The following is a 14,690-nucleotide window of genomic DNA, read 5'->3' on the forward strand; positions in this document are numbered from 1 at the left end:
TCACCCGCACACGCCGAGATGGCCGCACTGCGTGCAGTAATCGCAGCCGTCCCTGCGGATCACGGCATGTGCACCGCACTCGCTGCACTTCTTGCCCGGCATCAGGCCCGGCACGGCTTCCACCACCACCGGGGCGGCGGGCAAGGCCACCGACGTGACGCCTGCACGCTGCGCAATCAACGTCTGCACCGCGTAGGCAATGGCCGCCACCACCGAGTCGTGCCACATGGGCACGTGCGTGCCGTCGGCCTTCTGGTGCGTGCCCATGCGCACGGGGCCCCGGTCCCACACCACCTTGCGCATGTCGCGCAGGGCGCGCTCGAGGAAGCCCCCGCGCGCGGCCAGCGAGAGCAGCCGCATGCTGGATGAAACCCACTGCTGCGACTCGCCACTCTGCCCCACGGGCATGAAAAACTCGATTGCGCGCTCGACCGTGCCCGATCCGTCAGCAGTGGGCACCGGCATGAAGGACACCAGCAGGTACAGGGTCTGGTGACCCTCCTGCGTCCAGTACTCGATCTTGTCGGCCACCGCCGGCAGCGCGCCCTTGGGTCGGCTCTCGATCACGGTGCGCATCGGGTCCACGGGGGCGCCACCTGGCGCTGTCTCGAACACCGCACCGGTATCGAGCACCGAGCCCAGGATGGCATTGGGCCGGTAGGTGGCCAGCCCCTTGAGGCGCGCACGCCAGGCCTGCTGGTACAAGTCCTTGAAGTCGTCGTAGGGATAGTCGGCCGGCACGTTCACCGTCTTGGAAATCGCCGTGTCCACGAAAGGCTGCACCGCCTCCATCATGGCCAGGTGATCCGCCGCCGGCATGGACAACGCGCTCACGAAGTACTCGGGCAGCTGTGCCACGTCGCCACCCAGCTCGCGGTAGAGACGCCAGGCGTGGTCTTCCACCGCATAGTCGATGGTGCTGCCATCGGCCTCGCGCTTCTTGCGCCGGTACATCCAGGAAAAAGGTGGCTCGATGCCGTTGGAGGCGTTGTCGGCAAATGCCAGGCTGACGTTGCCGGTGGGCGCGATGGAGAGCAGGTGGCTGTTGCGGATGCCGTGGGTGCGGATCGCGGTGCGCAACTCCTCGGGCAGCCGGCTGGCGAAGGTGCCCCCGGCCAGGTAGCCGTCGGCGTCGAACTTCGGGAACGCGCCTTTCTCCTGCGCCAGTGCCACCGAAGCGGCGTAAGCCGCATCGCGCATTCGCTCGGCGATCTGTGCCGCCAGCGTGCGGCCCTCGGCGCGGTCATAACGCACACACAGCATGGCCAGCGCATTGCCCATGCCGGTGAACCCCACACCGATGCGCCGCTTGGCCGCCGACTCTTCGCGCTGCTGCGGCAGCGGCCAGAAGGTCACGTCGAGCACGTTGTCGAGCGCGCGCACCTGCAGCGCCACGGCCGCGTCGAAGGCCTCGAAGTCGAAGCTTGGCAGACCGCCGAAGCCGAAAGGGTGGCGCACGAAGCGCGGCAGGATGACAGGACCGAGATCGCAGCACCCGTAGGGGGGAAGTGGCTGCTCACCACAAGGATTCGTCGCCTCGATGGTCTCGCAGTAGTGCAGGTTGTTGTCCTGCTGGATGTGGTCGAGGAACAGGATGCCGGGCTCGGCGAAATCGTAGGTGGAGCGCATCACCGTGTCCCACAGCTCGCTCGCGCTCAGGCTGCGGTAGACCCACAGGCCGTCGGCGCGCTGGTGGGCGCCCTGGGCCAGCAGGGCCTCCCCGGGCCGGGCGCGGTGCACCAGGTCCCAGGGCTGGTCGTCGGCCAGTGCGCGCATGAAGGCATCGCTCACGCCCACCGACACGTTGAAGTTGTTCCAGCGCCCGGGTGTGCGCTTGGCGGTGATGAACTCGATCACGTCGGGGTGGTCGATGCGCAGCACGCCCATCTGGGCGCCGCGCCGCGCGCCCGCGCTCTCGACCGTGGCGCACGACTGATCGAACACGTTGATGTAGCTGCACGGGCCGGAGGCCAGCGACGCCATGGTCTTGACGGCGGCGCCGCGCGGGCGGATGCGCGAGAAGTCGTAGCCCACGCCGCCGCCCCGGCGCATGGTCTCGGCGGCTTCGCGCAGCGCTTCGTAAATGCCCGGGTAGCCCTCTTCGTCCACGCCCAGGATGCAGTCGCCCACCGGTTGCACGAAACAGTTGATGAGCGTGGCCTGAATCGAAGTGCCGGCCGCGCTCATGATGCGGCCGGCACCGATGGCGCCGGCCTGCAGGTTGTCGAAGAAGCGCTGTTCCCAGAGCGCGCGATCCGCTTCGGGTTCCACCGAGGCCAGGGCGCGCGCCACGCGGCGGTAGATGTCGGTCTCGCTGGTCTCACCTTCCTTGAGGTATTTCTCTTTCAGCACGTCCAGGGTGATCGGCTGCTGGCCGATGGTGGTCTGGCCGGATTTCAGGGCGTCGCGTTTCATGGGTGGCTTTCTCACATGGGCAATCGGCACCTATGGTGCACCTTTCCGCCAACGACGCAAAGTCTGGCGGCTATGCTTGAGCGACACGTCTTCCACCACCCCATGTCCACCCAGCCCCCTCTTCAGGACCCGCCGACGAACGGCGCCGACCTGCACCGCTCGCGAACGGTTCGCTGGCTCCTGTGGCTGGCAGGCAGTGTCTCGCTGGCGCTCGGCCTCGTCGGTGTGGTGCTGCCCGGTTTGCCGACCACGCCTTTCGTGTTGCTGGCAGCGGCCTGCTATGCCAAGGCCTCGCCGCGTCTGCACGGCTGGCTGCTCCATCACCGCTGGATGGGACCCATGATCCGCGACTGGGAAACCCACCGGAGCCTGACCCGGCGCACCAAGACGGTGGCGCAGGTGAGCATGGTCCTGATGGTGGGTCTGTCGGGTTGGGGGTTCCGGCATCAGCCGGCGGTGCTGGGTGTGCTGCTGGTGGCGGCTCTGATCGGGGTGTGGGTGGTGGCCCGCATCCCGACCCGGAGGTGACGCTCCCACGCTCCACCGATGCGCGGGTCGCTGCCCCCAAGGGGCTGATCCACCACGGGGCAGCCGGGCGGCGGATCCGTCTGAATCAGCCCTGGGCTCTGCGCGCGAGCACCTCGAAGGCCGGCAAGGTCTTGCCCTCCAGCACCTCCAGGAACGCGCCCCCGCCGGTGGAGATGTAGCCCACGTCCTTCTCGATGCCGTACTTGGCGATCGCCGCCAGCGTGTCGCCGCCACCGGCGATGCTGAACGCGCTGCTCCTGGCGATCGCTTCTGCAATGGCCTTGGTGCCGGCTTCGAAGGCAGCGAACTCGAACACGCCCACCGGACCGTTCCACACGATGGTGCCGGCCTTCATCAGCTGCCCGGCCAGCTTGGCCGCTGTCTCGGGCCCGATGTCCAGAATCAGGTCGTCGTCGGCCACCTCGGTGGCCCTCTTCACCGTGGCCGGCGCGTCCGCCGCGAAGGCTTTGGCGGTCACCACATCGGTGGGAATCGGCACCTCGGCGCCGCGCGCCTTCATGGCGTCGATCACCGCCTTCGCTTCGTTCACCAGGTCCGCTTCGGCCAGGCTCTTGCCGATCTTCAGACCCGCCGCGAGCATGAAGGTGTTGGCAATGCCGCCGCCCACGATGAGCTGGTCGACGTTGGCCGCCAGGCTTTTCAGAATGGTGAGCTTGGTGCTGACCTTGGAACCCGCGACGATGGCCACGAGCGGGCGCTTCGGTGCCGCCAGTGCTTTGCCGATGGCGTCCATCTCGGCGGCCAGCAGCGGGCCAGCGCAGGCAATGGGTGCGGTCTCTGCGATGCCGTAGGTGGTGCCTTCGGCACGGTGCGCGGTGCCGAAGGCGTCGTGAACGAAGATGTCGCACAGGGCGCCGAGCTTCTTCGCCAGTTCAGGGCTGTTCTTTTTCTCGCCCACGTTGAGCCGGCAGTTCTCGAGCAGCACGACCTCGCCGGGGGCGACCGAAAAGTCACCTTCGATCCACTGCGAGACCAGGCGCACCGGGCGGTCCATCAGCTCGCCCAGGCGCGCAGCCACTGGAGAAAGCGAATCCGCGGGCTTGAACGCGCCCTCGCTGGGGCGCCCGAGGTGGCTGGTCACCATCACGGCAGCGCCAGCGTCCAGTGCCATCTGGATGGCCGGGATGCTGGCCCGGATGCGGGTGTCTTCGGTGATGTGGCCCGCGTCGTCCTGGGGAACATTGAGGTCGGCACGGATGAAGACGCGCTGGCCCTTGGCACGGCCCTGGGCACAGAGGTCGGAGAAACGGATGAATTGCATGGTGGGCGGGCGCGGGCGCGGCTGAGGAAAACGCGCATTGTAGAAAATGGAGCACCCGCTCCGTGCGGTCAATGCGTCCGGCAGGGCAGCAGCGAATCCATTGCCGGTGCGCGTGCGTCGGTCTGCACGTCCATCAGGCCCAGCACCGTGTGAAAAAGGTTGTCGTGCGAGATCGGCTGGTCGGCGGTCGCGCGCACGCAGTCCATCGAGATGCCGTCGCGCGCCTGCAGCCCGGGCGAAAGCCAGGCAACCATGGGCACACGCGTCTGCTGACTGGGCGCCAGCGCGTAGGGCACGCCATGAAGGTAGAGACCGTTTTCGCTGAGCGACTCGCCGTGATCGGACACGTAGATCAAACCCGTGTCGTAGGCGCCGCTCTCCGAGCGGGCCTTGAGCCACTGCAGAGAGAGGTCCAGAAAGTGGTCGGTGTAGGCGATGGTGTTGTCGTAGGCGTTGACCAGCTGATCGTGTGGACAGTCGGAAAGCGTGTTGCTCATGCACTCGGGCTGAAAGGGCTTGTGATCGGCCGGCGTGCGCTTGAAGTAGGCCGGGCCATGGCTGCCCATCTGGTGCATCACCAGCACCACGCCGCGCTCCCGGCGTACCGGGTCCAGCGCGGCGATGCGTTCGTCCAGACCTTGCAGCATGGCCGGATCCCTGCATTCACCAGCCTCGCACAGTCCAGGCACGGGCGCATCGTTCGGGCTGGCATGGGGCACGCGGTTGCACACGCCCTTGCAGCCGGCCTGGTTGTCGATCCAGAGCACCGCCAGCCCGGCGCGTTGCAGCACGTCGAGCAGGTTCTCGTGCTCGGGTGTGCGGTCGCCCCCCTGGGTGCGGCTGAGCGGCGAGAAGATGCAGGGCACCGAGACCAGCGTGTTGGTGCCGCAGGAACTCACCTGGCCGAAGTTCACCAGCCCCTCTTCGGCCTGCCAGTGCGCCAGCGCAGGCGTGGTGGCGCGCTCGTAGCCATTGAGCCCGAAGTTCTGCGCGCGCGCCGTCTCACCCACCACCAGGAGCAGCAGCGGAGGCCGCGCCTGTCCGATGTAGGTGGCGCCCAGCTTGGCGTCTTCGCCCACCGGCTTGAGGGACGCGACTTGTCGAGGCAACTGATCGGTGGCCAGCCGAGAGCCTGCGTACACGGTGTTCAACGGATTGACCATGTAGCGAAGGTCCTTGTGGTTGCGCATGAGCGAGGCCAGGTCCTGGTAGCAGAGCATGGCCATGAACACCGCCAGCGCCAGACCGGCGAGCACGCCCAGCAGGTTGCGCCCCGTCTGCGGCAACCAGCCACGCGCGGCGGAAGGCCGGTGCCAGATCCACCACAAAGGGGGGCCAGCGATCAGCAGCACCGTGAACAGCAGACGCACGGACAGCAGGTCGCGAACTTCGTGCACGTCCGTGTGGACGACGTTGGCGAACATGGTGGGATCCATCACCACCCCGTATTGCCACATGAAGTGGCTGTTCAAGGCGCTCACCAACACCAGCGCGGACGCAAGCACTCGAAAGACACGCGGCCAGGCCACCAGCGACAGGAAGGCCCCCAGGGCTCCCACCAACAGCAGACCGAGCCCGGCCAGCAGCGGCAGGCGCTGCGCATTCGTGGCCGTGAGCGGCTCGACGTGCTGCCACAGCGGCAGGTTGCCCACCACGGCCAGCCACAGGGCCAGAGGCCAGACCATCGCAAAAGGTCGCGGGGCGCGGTCCGGCACCACCGCTTCGCGCCGCGACCACAGGATGGGAAATCGAATGAGGGAGTAGGCCGACATGGACAGCTCGCAGGGCCCAGCACATGCTGGCGCCCGGAGCATCGGCATTCCAGGTTAAACGAACCTTATGCGAGCGGCCAGCGCAAGGTGAAGCGTGTCGTCATCGACCCATCGCCGGTGTCGCGCTCCAGTGTGGCGCCCAGCTCCTCGGCGATGCGCACCACCAGGCGCAGGCCCAGTCCCAGTCCGCTCGCCGCGGCTTTCGTCTCCACGGCGGGCGCACCGGGGCGCTGCCCGTCGTCGCAGACCGAGACGCCCACCGAGTCGGCGGTGCGCCAGACCCGTACAGCCACCTGTGTGCCCGCTGGCGTGTGGCTCAGCGCGTTTTCGATCAGGTTGCGCAGCGCCATCTCCAACAGCAGGGGTTGGGTGCGCAGCGGGATCGGTTCAGCGGGCTGATCGAGAGAGAGTTCGTGGCCACCTTGAAAGGCGGCAGGGGCGTGAGTGGCCACCAGGCTGGCTGCCACCTCACCCAGAGCCACTGTCTTCCAGGCCAGGACCTCGCCTTGCGGCCCGCCGCGCTGAGCGCGCGCGAGGTCAAGCAACTGCGCGAGGATGTGCCCGGCACGCAGCGCAGTGGCCTCCAGCTGAGCCAGCCGTTCGGGCGATGCATCATGGCGCGCAGCGGCGGCTTGCAGAGTGAGCGCGGCCAGTGGCGTGCGCAACTCATGCGCCACGTCGGAGGCGAACGCGCGTTCACGGCGCGCGCGGGCCTGCAAGGAATCCACCAGCGTGTTGATGGCCGAGACCGTGCTGGAGAACTCGCGGAAGCGGTGCGAGGTGTCCAGCCGCTGCCCGGCCAGGCCGTCCAGCGCGGCCACGTCGCTGGAAAGGCGGTCCAGGGGACGCAAACCTCGCCGCACGGCCGACCACAGCAACAGGGCCACGAGCGGCAACACCAGCACCGCAGGCTGGGCGACGTGTTCCGCGATGTCCTTGCCGAGTTCATGGCGCTGCTTCATGTCCATGAGCACGAGCACCCGGCGCGCGCCCGAGCTGGTCTGCCCCGCGTAGGCGCGCCAGGTGCGCGGTGACGTGGTCCCGGCGGTCGGCAGATCCAGCGTGGCAAAACCCTGCGCGGGCACGCTCGCTGCCTTCAACCCGGCGGCCAGACCATGCGTGTCGGAGACCAGCCGCCCGTCTTCCCACGCCAGCAGTGCCACTTCCTGGAGAAATTCGTGTTTCAGGTCGGGCACGTCGGCGGGCGCCAGCGGCGACGCGGCAGTGGGAGAAGCCGTGAGCCACAACCGGGCGATGGCCACGAGTTGGCCGTCTGAGAACTTCCGCGCTTCGTGAAAGGCCGTGGTCCAGGCCAATGCGACCAGAACCAGCCAGACGACCAGCAATGCGCCCAGCGCCCAGCCCAGCAAGTAGCGCCGCAGCAGGCGAGCCGGCGGTGGGGTGTCCTGACCGGGAAGGTTCATTGCGGTGCGGCTTCTGCCGGCACCTCACGGGGCACAAAGTACCCTACGCCACGCACGGTCTTGATGAGTTGCTCACCCAGCTTGCGGCGCAGGTGATGAATGTGTACTTCGATGGCGTTGCTCTCCAGCGCTTCGCCAAAGCCATACAGCGAAGACTCCAGGCGCGCCTTGGACAGCACCTGCGGACGCGCCTGCAGCAGGGCCATCAACAGGGCGAACTCCTTGCCCCCCAATGCCACCGGCCGACCCGCGCGCAGCACGGTATGCGCAGCCGGGTCGACCACGAGTTCGCCGTGCTCGATCACCGGGCTGCTGCGTCCGCTGGCACGGCGCAGCATGGCGCGCAGTCGCGCCATCAGTTCGTTGGCATCGAATGGCTTGACGATGTAGTCGTCTGCGCCGCTGTCCAGTCCGCTGATGCGATCGCTCACGCCGTCGCGCGCGGTCATGATGAGAACCGGCAGGTCGTTGTGCGGCAGGTTCTGCCGGCCGGCCCCCGCAGCGGCCTGGCGGCGCAGCCGGGCCAGCAGGTCGATGCCGTCCCCATCGGGCAGGCCGAGATCCAGCACCATCACATCAAACGGCTCGACCGAAAGCGCCAGCCACGCCGCGTCCAGCGTGGTGCACAAGTCCACCGCATAGCCCGCCTCTCGCATCGAAGCCTGCAGGCCACTGGCGATGCCGGGGTCGTCTTCCACCACGAGTGCGCGCATATTGCTGAAGCCCTGGGTCGTTGAATCGGGTCAGTGTCCATTATGGTAAAGCGGCTTAAGGAGGACTTAATCCCTCGCCGGCATTCTGCCAACGATGAATCCTGTTGCGAGAAGTACTCTGCCGCCCGCTCGGCTCGCACTTTGGTGGACAGTCACCGCGATCGTCACGGTCCTCTGGGAATTGAGCGGACTGGACACGGTGCTGTTGAGCATCGTCGGCACCCCGGCCGGGTTTGCGCTGCAACACAACTGGTGGCTGGAGCGTGTGCTGCACGAAGGCCTGCGGCAGGTCGCCACCCTCCTGTTCGTGGCGCTCTGGATCTGGGCCCTGTGGCCCGCTCGCAGCGGGTCTCTGCCCCGGCGCGAACGCGTGGCGGTGATGGTGCTGTCGTCGCTTTCGCTGCTGGCGGTGAACCTGATCAAGAACAACAGCTTCACCAGTTGCCCCTGGGACTGGCACATGTTCGGTGGCGTGGCCGAGCCCGTGGCGCACTGGCGCTGGGGTGTGGCCGACGGCGGACCCGGGCGCTGCTTCCCGGGCGGGCATGCGTCCAGCGCCTTCGGCTTCATCGCCCTGTGCCTGCCCTGGCTCGCACCCCCCCATGGCGTGTCAAGGCGTATGTCGCCGGGCTTTCGCTGGCTGGGGGGCGTGATGGCGGCCGGCCTGCTGGCGGGCGCGGTACAGACCGTGCGCGGCGCGCACCCGCCAAGTCACACCCTGTGGACGCTGCTGATCTGCGCGGGCGTGTCGATGGTGGGGTGGCGTCTGTTCCTGCGCTGGCTCACCAGCCAAGCCCCAGACGCAGCGGCAGGTACACCAGCATCCCCGTGACGATGGTGCCCAGCACCCCGCGCTTCCAGAAGAACCAGGCCATGCCCGCCGCGGCGGCGAACAGGCGCGCGTCGCGCCAGGTGACCACCAGTTCACCCTGAGCCATCACGATTTCCGGAATGACCACGGCCGCCAGCGCGGCGATGGGGGCGTATTGCAGCCCGCGCTGAGCCCAGTGCGGCAGGGTCCAGGGCTTGCTGGAAATGAAGAAAAAGCCGCGCGTGATCACCGTGATACATCCCAGGGCCACGATGGTGAGCAGCGTCCACGGATCGAGGTCAAGCATGGTGGGCTCCCGCGCCAGGTTCGTGCGGTCTCAGTTTCTCCAGCACCAGACAGATGGCCACCGCGCTTGCAATCGCCACGAGGATGTTGAGCTTGAGCGGCAACGCCCAGGCGGCCACCGCCGCAGCACCCGCCACGCCGGCCGAGACCACACGCAGCTTCGACGACGCCAGCGAACACAGCACGCCCAGCAAAGCCAGGATGCCGGCAAAGCCCAGGCCCCAGGCGAGCGGGATCGCGTTGGCCAGGGCGATGCCGAGCATGCTCATCGACATCCAGGCCACGTAGTTCACCGCACAATTGCCCATGAGGTAGGCCTGCTGGCGCCCGAGTTCATCGGGCGAGGCGCCTACGTGGGGGAAGCGCCGCGCGAAGAACACGTAGCTCAGATCGCCGGTGACGTAGCCGGTGACCAGCCGTTGCCATCGCGGCAGGTGCATCAGGTAGGGCCGGAGGTGGGCAGAGAACACCACGAAGCGCAGGTTCACGCAGAAGGCGGCCGCCAGGATCACCCACATCGGCGCGCCGGCAGTGATCATGGGCACGGCCGCCAGTTGCGCGCTGCCGGCATAGACGATGAGCGTCATGAGCACGGCTTCCAGCGCCGAAAGCCCGGACTGCACCATGGCCACACCGGTCATGAGCGCCCAGGCGCCAATGCCCATGGCCACGCTGGACTGGTCCCGCACACCTTCCCAGAATTCCTCGCGAGCGCGGTGTTCGCGCAAGTAAAACATCAGGCCGCCTCCTTCGAGGCCGATGCCGGGTCGAACACCTGCCCGGGGCGCAGGCCAAACCCTCGCAGGAAATCGGACGCCGGCAGCCGTTTGCCACCCGCACGCTGCAATTCGGTGAGGACCAGCACGCCGTCTCCGGTCTGCACGCAGATACCGTCTTCACCCACCGAGAGCACGGCGCCCGGCCGGCCCGGCTCGGTACCCGCCAGCGCGTGCGCTGCCCAAACCTTCACCACCTCGCCGCCCAGCGCGGCGGCGGCCCCGGGGAAGGGGTTGAAGGCGCGCACTCGGCGCGCCAGCATCACCGCTGGCGCCGTCCAGTCCAGCGCTGCTTCGGCTTTTTCAATCTTGTGCGCGTAGGTCACGCCCTCGGTCGGCTGCGGTTCGCGCTGCAGCCCGCCGCAGGCGGCGATCTCCAGCGCCTCCACAATGAGGCGCCCGCCCAGCGTGGCCAGTCGGTCGTGCAGGCTGCCGGTGGTGTCGTTCTCTCGGATGGGCAGCGACTCGCGCAGGAGCATGTCGCCGGTGTCCAGCCCCGCGTCCATCTGCATGATGGTCACGCCGGTCTGAGGGTCGCCCGCTTCGATGGCGCGGTGAATGGGCGCCGCTCCGCGCCAGCGGGGCAGCAGGGAGGCGTGGATGTTGAGGCAACCCAGTCCGCGCCCGTGCTGCTGCATGTGGTCCAGCACCCACTGCGGCAGGATCAGGCCATAGGCCGCCACCACCATGGCATCGGCGCGGGCGGCTTCGATGGCCTCGCGTGCGGTGACGGCGTCCTGCGGGTACTTGCCATCCAGGCGCAGGCTGCGCGGCTGTGCCAGCGACAGGCCGTGTTCCAGCGCGAGCTGCTTCACGGGTGAGGCCTGCAGCTTCATGCCGCGTCCCGCTGGCCGGTCCGGCTGCGTGAGGACCAGCGGCACTTCAAAGCCCGCGGCAAGCAGGCGCTGCAAGGCGGCGCGGGCGAAATCCGGCGTGCCGGCAAAAACCAGTTTCATGCGTTCAATCCGGGGAACCCCATCGGTCGTCAGGACCGCTCGGGTGGGTCGTCAGGTGTGGGCTCGTCGGTGAACATCACGCGCCGCACCACCCCTTCGGGGTCGATGTGCAGGTGAACCTGACGCGGCGAGTTGGCTTCGAGAAACCGGTAGGACCAGACATCGCCACGAAAACTCACCACGCGCTCCACGATGGCGGGGCGCCCCAGGTTCCGCAGCACGTCGGCACGGGTCCAGCGGTCTGGGGCAATGTGGCGCTGCAGCCAATGGATGTCCATCACCTGTTCAAGCTGGCGCAGGCGTCCGCTGGCGTCGAGATCCAGGTTGTAGACCTGTTGTCCACCGGGCTGGCGCGAGTACTGCAGACGACGGCCATCGGCCAGCGGGTACTCGGCGGTGGGCACTCCCAGACGCGCTTCGATCTGCGAGCGCGGCGTGCCGGGCTCGACGCGCTCGGGCACGCCAAGACAGCCCGTCAACGTCCACACGACGAAGCCCAGCAGCAGCACCCGCAGGCTGCGGCCGACGCCGGTCGTCGTGGGGAAAGCGTTCATGCGCGCTGCGCCTCTCGTTGTGCCTTGACCATCTTGGATTTGATGCGCCCCTGCTTCAAGGGCGACAGGTATTCCACAAAGACCTTGCCCAGCAAGTGATCCATCTCATGCTGGATGCACACGGCCAGCATGCCTTGCGCTTCGATCACGCGTTCCTTGCCCTGCCGGTCGAGCGCGCGCACATGCACCGCAATGGCACGCTCCACGCCGTCGTAGATGCCTGGCACGGAGAGGCAGCCTTCCTCGCCTTTGCGCTTCTCGGGGCTGGACCAGTCGATCACCGGGTTGATGAGCACCAGCGGCTGGTCGCGCGACTCGCTGACGTCGATCACGATCAGTCGCTCGTGTACGTCGACCTGCGTCGCCGCCAGGCCGATCCCGTTGGCGTCGTACATGGTGGCGAACATGCGCTCGATCAGGGCTCGGATGCGCTCGTCCACCACCTGAACCGGTTTGGCCACGGTGTGCAGGCGCGGATCGGGATAGCGCAGGATGTTCAGAATCGGCGGCGGGTTCATGAAAACAAGGGAAATGGGCCGGGGGGTAATGGGGCCATCCACTGTAGCCGGGCGACGGCTGGCGGCAAGCCGGGGATGAGCGGAAAACGATGTCGCTATTTTCGCCACTTTTGCGACGGAGCGTGAAATGCCACCGCCATTTACATTGCCTAATCAATGGCTTGGGCGCAAAATCAAATGCGACTTGTCAAGACACGAGCACCCGTCGGCGAGCGGCTGCCAGCCCCATTCAGGGCGGGCTACCCGACCACCGGAGGTTGCCGCCCAGGGGCCACCACATGCCATCGAACACCCGCCTGTCCGCCAACCATCGTCCCTCGCGCTCGCTGAGCCCCCTGGCTTGCGCCGCCGCCGCGCTGGGCTTCCTGCTGGCCAGCGGCGCCTCGGCCCAGAATTTCCCCATCACCCCGAGCCAGCGTGCCATCGCCGACCAGGTGGCCACAGCGGGCGTGCCGCTGTCCGAGCTGGCGCCCAACGCGCCCGACAGCTACACCATCAAGCGCGGCGACACGCTGTGGGCGATTTCAGGCATCTTCCTCAAGACGCCCTGGCGCTGGCCCGAGCTCTGGGGAATGAACCGCCAGGACATCCAGAACCCGCACCGCATCTATCCCGGCCAGGTGCTCTACCTCGACAAATCTGGCGGCCGCGCCCGCCTGCTCACTTCGCGGCCCAATGGCGGTGGCGACGTGGAAACTGTGCGCGTGACGCCGCGCACCCGCTATGAAAGCCTGGGCGAGTCGGCCATTCCGCCGGTGTCGCTGCAAGCCATCGAATCCTTTCTGACCGAGCCCATGATCGTGGACGAGGCCACCTTCTCCCGCGCGCCGCGCATCGTGGCCACGCAAGAGAACCGCGTGCTGCTCAGCCGGGGCGACCGGGCCTACGCCCGTGCCCTCTACGGCGACAGCCCGCAGGGCGAGCCGCTGACCGTCGTCGAAGGCAAGTCGATCGACTACCGTGTGTTTCGCAATGCCACGCCGCTGAAGGACCCGACCACCGGTGAGGTGCTGGGCTACGAGGCCCAGTACGTGGGCAAGGCCCAACTGGTCACGGGCGAAACGCGTCGCGACACGCCCACCGGCAACGGCAAAGTGGTCAACGAGCTGATTCCCGCCGCCATCGACATCGTGGCGGCCAAGGAGGAGATGCGGGTGGGTGACCGCATGCTCCCAGAACCAGAGCGTGAACTCAGCAACTACGTGCCACGCGCACCTGAAACGGCGCAGAACGGCCAGGTCGTCTCGGTGTACGGCAATGCAGTGAACTACGCCGCACAAAATCAGGTGGTGACCATCAATCGCGGCCGTGCGCACGGCCTGGAGCGTGGTCATGTGCTGGCGCTGCAACGCGAATCCAACACGCTGACCGACACCACCGACCAGGCCCGCCCGCAGATTCGCCTGCCAGGTGAGCGCAACGGCCTGATGATGGTCTTCCGGACCTTTGACAAGGTGTCCTATGCGCTCGTGCTGCAGATCAGCACCGGCGTCAAGGTGGGCGACCGCTTCAGCAACCCCTGAGGGCACATGCCGAAGGACGAGTTGGCCGCCTGGCTGCGGCTGTTGCTCACGCCGGGTGTGGGCACCGAATCCGCGAGAAAACTGCTGGCAGCTTTCGGTCTGCCACAGGACATCTTCGAGCATGATCCTGCCGCCTGGCAGACCGTGGTGGGCACACGCGCGGCCCGCGCCCTTCACGCACCACCCGAACAGCTCGACGCGGAGGTTGATCGCCTGCAGGCGTGGCTCACCGAAGATGCGCGGCGCCACGTGCTCACGCTGGGCGATGCGCTCTACCCGACCGAGCTGCTCCAGATGGCCGACCCGCCCCTGATGCTCTACGTGCAGGGCGACGTGAAGGCGCTGCACCACCCACGCCGTCTGGCCATGGTGGGCAGTCGCAATCCCACGCCGCAGGGCGAAGCCAACGCAAGACAATTTGCCCACGCGCTGGGTGAAGCAGGTGTGTGCGTGGTTTCGGGCCTGGCACTAGGCGTGGACGGCGCCGCGCACGAGGGCGCGCTGCAAGCCGGCGCGCCCACCATTGCCGTGGTTGGCACCGGTCTGGACCGGGTCTACCCGAAGCGGCACCTTGCGCTCGCCCATCGTATCGGCGCGCAAGGCGCCATCGTCAGCGAATACCCCATCGGCACGCCGCCGCTGGCGGCCCACTTTCCGCAGCGCAACCGCATCATCGCCGGCCTGTCCCAAGGCACGCTGGTGGTGGAAGCGGCGGTGCAGTCGGGCTCGCTCATCACGGCGCGCCTCGCTGCCGAGCAGGGTCGTGAGGTGTTTGCCATACCCGGCTCGATCCACTCGCCGCAAGCGCGCGGCTGCCACGCACTCATTCGCCAGGGCGCCAAGCTGGTGGAGTCGGCGCAGGACATTCTCGAAGACCTGCACATGGTCCCCGCCCGAACCGAGACTGGCAAGACGGACGTCGACAGCGAGGGTGAGGACGCCTTGCTGCTGGCCATGGGGTACGACCCGGTGAGCCTGGACGCGCTGCAAGCCCGCACAGGCCTGGACACCGCCCACTTGCAGGCGCGCTTGCTGGAGCTGGAGTTGCAGGGCGATGTGAGTCGCCTGCCTGGGGGGTTGCTCCAACGCCTCGGCCGCGGCTGAAGCCGAGG

At 67.6% G+C, this 14,690-nt stretch carries 14 protein-coding genes; 4 read left to right on the forward strand and 10 right to left on the reverse strand.

Annotated elements, in window-relative coordinates; all coding sequences use genetic code 11:
* On the reverse strand, positions 1–2,415 hold the full coding sequence (locus AB7F11_RS06285) for an adenosylcobalamin-dependent ribonucleoside-diphosphate reductase (protein WP_428290845.1): 2,415 nt from the start codon (positions 2,413–2,415) through the stop codon (positions 1–3).
* 102 nt (positions 2,416–2,517) lie between these two features.
* Here AB7F11_RS06285 and AB7F11_RS06290 point away from each other — a divergent pair, with 102 nt between their 5' ends.
* Complete coding sequence (locus AB7F11_RS06290; RefSeq protein ID WP_428290846.1) at positions 2,518–2,943, forward strand: YbaN family protein; 426 nt, start codon at positions 2,518–2,520, stop codon at positions 2,941–2,943.
* A gap of 85 nt (positions 2,944–3,028) precedes the next feature.
* Here AB7F11_RS06290 and AB7F11_RS06295 read toward each other — a convergent pair whose 3' ends face one another.
* From AB7F11_RS06295 to AB7F11_RS06310, 4 genes are all read right to left on the reverse strand, one after another.
* Complete coding sequence (locus AB7F11_RS06295) at positions 3,029–4,225, reverse strand: phosphoglycerate kinase (protein WP_428290847.1); 1,197 nt, start codon at positions 4,223–4,225, stop codon at positions 3,029–3,031.
* A 68-nt stretch (positions 4,226–4,293) separates the two neighbouring features.
* The gene (locus AB7F11_RS06300; RefSeq protein WP_428290848.1) at positions 4,294–5,997 is read right to left on the reverse strand and encodes a phosphoethanolamine transferase; all 1,704 of its coding nucleotides are present in this window, start codon (positions 5,995–5,997) and stop codon (positions 4,294–4,296) included.
* A gap of 65 nt (positions 5,998–6,062) precedes the next feature.
* The gene (locus tag AB7F11_RS06305) at positions 6,063–7,421 is read right to left on the reverse strand and encodes a sensor histidine kinase (RefSeq protein ID WP_428290849.1); all 1,359 of its coding nucleotides are present in this window, start codon (positions 7,419–7,421) and stop codon (positions 6,063–6,065) included.
* Positions 7,418–8,134, reverse strand: coding sequence for a response regulator (locus AB7F11_RS06310; RefSeq protein ID WP_428290850.1), 717 nt, complete (start codon positions 8,132–8,134; stop codon positions 7,418–7,420). Before AB7F11_RS06310 ends, AB7F11_RS06305 begins: the two co-directional genes overlap by 4 nt.
* A gap of 181 nt (positions 8,135–8,315) precedes the next feature.
* Here AB7F11_RS06310 and AB7F11_RS06315 point away from each other — a divergent pair, with 181 nt between their 5' ends.
* Positions 8,316–8,966: a phosphatase PAP2 family protein gene (locus AB7F11_RS06315; protein ID WP_428290851.1), complete on the forward strand. Its 651-nt coding sequence runs from the start codon at positions 8,316–8,318 to the stop codon at positions 8,964–8,966.
* On the opposite strand, the gene AB7F11_RS06320 is transcribed toward AB7F11_RS06315, so the two are convergent.
* Genes AB7F11_RS06320 through def form a run of 5 tightly spaced genes read right to left on the reverse strand, consistent with a single transcriptional unit; the run spans position 8,917 to position 12,055 of the window.
* Positions 8,917–9,252 (reverse strand): AzlD domain-containing protein, encoded by a 336-nt coding sequence (locus tag AB7F11_RS06320; RefSeq protein WP_428290852.1) that lies wholly within the window; start codon positions 9,250–9,252, stop codon positions 8,917–8,919. The genes AB7F11_RS06315 and AB7F11_RS06320 overlap by 50 nt on opposite strands.
* Positions 9,245–9,988, reverse strand: a complete 744-nt coding sequence (locus AB7F11_RS06325) for an AzlC family ABC transporter permease (protein WP_428290853.1) — start codon at positions 9,986–9,988, stop codon at positions 9,245–9,247. The genes AB7F11_RS06320 and AB7F11_RS06325 overlap by 8 nt, the downstream gene beginning before the upstream one ends.
* Entirely contained in the window at positions 9,988–10,983 is a 996-nt protein-coding gene (gene fmt, locus AB7F11_RS06330) for a methionyl-tRNA formyltransferase (protein WP_428290854.1), read from the reverse strand. The genes AB7F11_RS06325 and fmt overlap by 1 nt, the downstream gene beginning before the upstream one ends.
* A 29-nt stretch (positions 10,984–11,012) precedes the next feature.
* Entirely contained in the window at positions 11,013–11,537 is a 525-nt protein-coding gene (locus AB7F11_RS06335; RefSeq protein WP_428290855.1) for a hypothetical protein, read from the reverse strand.
* Entirely contained in the window at positions 11,534–12,055 is a 522-nt protein-coding gene (gene def, locus AB7F11_RS06340; RefSeq protein ID WP_428290856.1) for a peptide deformylase, read from the reverse strand. The genes AB7F11_RS06335 and def overlap by 4 nt, the downstream gene beginning before the upstream one ends.
* Before the next feature lie 278 nt (positions 12,056–12,333).
* Between def and AB7F11_RS06345 the strand changes: the two genes are divergently transcribed.
* Both AB7F11_RS06345 and dprA read left to right on the forward strand, forming a co-directional pair.
* Positions 12,334–13,578 carry a LysM peptidoglycan-binding domain-containing protein gene (locus tag AB7F11_RS06345; RefSeq protein ID WP_428290857.1) on the forward strand — a complete coding sequence of 415 codons (1,245 nt, stop codon included), beginning with the start codon at positions 12,334–12,336 and terminating at the stop codon, positions 13,576–13,578.
* A gap of 6 nt (positions 13,579–13,584) precedes the next feature.
* Positions 13,585–14,682 (forward strand): DNA-processing protein DprA, encoded by a 1,098-nt coding sequence (dprA, locus tag AB7F11_RS06350; protein ID WP_428290858.1) that lies wholly within the window; start codon positions 13,585–13,587, stop codon positions 14,680–14,682.
* Positions 14,683–14,690: the final 8 nt, after the last annotated feature.

It is taken from the genome of Hydrogenophaga sp. (genome assembly GCF_050250835.1).
In the GTDB taxonomy this organism is placed as follows: Bacteria; Pseudomonadota; Gammaproteobacteria; order Burkholderiales; family Burkholderiaceae_C; genus Hydrogenophaga.

What these genes read in the sequence shown, in the direction of transcription:
- AB7F11_RS06325 (WP_428290853.1), bottom strand. Translation starts at nt 9,988, where the DNA reads ATGTTTTACTTGCGCGAACACCGCGCTCGCGAGGAATTCTGGGAAGGT.
- AB7F11_RS06285 (WP_428290845.1), bottom strand. Translation starts at nt 2,415, where the DNA reads ATGAAACGCGACGCCCTGAAATCCGGCCAGACCACCATCGGCCAGCAG.
- AB7F11_RS06345 (WP_428290857.1), top strand. Translation starts at nt 12,334, where the DNA reads ATGCCATCGAACACCCGCCTGTCCGCCAACCATCGTCCCTCGCGCTCG.
- AB7F11_RS06320 (WP_428290852.1), bottom strand. Translation starts at nt 9,252, where the DNA reads ATGCTTGACCTCGATCCGTGGACGCTGCTCACCATCGTGGCCCTGGGA.
- AB7F11_RS06295 (WP_428290847.1), bottom strand. Translation starts at nt 4,225, where the DNA reads ATGCAATTCATCCGTTTCTCCGACCTCTGTGCCCAGGGCCGTGCCAAG.
- AB7F11_RS06310 (WP_428290850.1), bottom strand. Translation starts at nt 8,134, where the DNA reads ATGCGCGCACTCGTGGTGGAAGACGACCCCGGCATCGCCAGTGGCCTG.
- AB7F11_RS06290 (WP_428290846.1), top strand. Translation starts at nt 2,518, where the DNA reads ATGTCCACCCAGCCCCCTCTTCAGGACCCGCCGACGAACGGCGCCGAC.
- AB7F11_RS06335 (WP_428290855.1), bottom strand. Translation starts at nt 11,537, where the DNA reads ATGAACGCTTTCCCCACGACGACCGGCGTCGGCCGCAGCCTGCGGGTG.
- dprA (WP_428290858.1), top strand. Translation starts at nt 13,585, where the DNA reads ATGCCGAAGGACGAGTTGGCCGCCTGGCTGCGGCTGTTGCTCACGCCG.
- def (WP_428290856.1), bottom strand. Translation starts at nt 12,055, where the DNA reads ATGAACCCGCCGCCGATTCTGAACATCCTGCGCTATCCCGATCCGCGC.
- AB7F11_RS06305 (WP_428290849.1), bottom strand. Translation starts at nt 7,421, where the DNA reads ATGAACCTTCCCGGTCAGGACACCCCACCGCCGGCTCGCCTGCTGCGG.
- AB7F11_RS06300 (WP_428290848.1), bottom strand. Translation starts at nt 5,997, where the DNA reads ATGTCGGCCTACTCCCTCATTCGATTTCCCATCCTGTGGTCGCGGCGC.
- fmt (WP_428290854.1), bottom strand. Translation starts at nt 10,983, where the DNA reads ATGAAACTGGTTTTTGCCGGCACGCCGGATTTCGCCCGCGCCGCCTTG.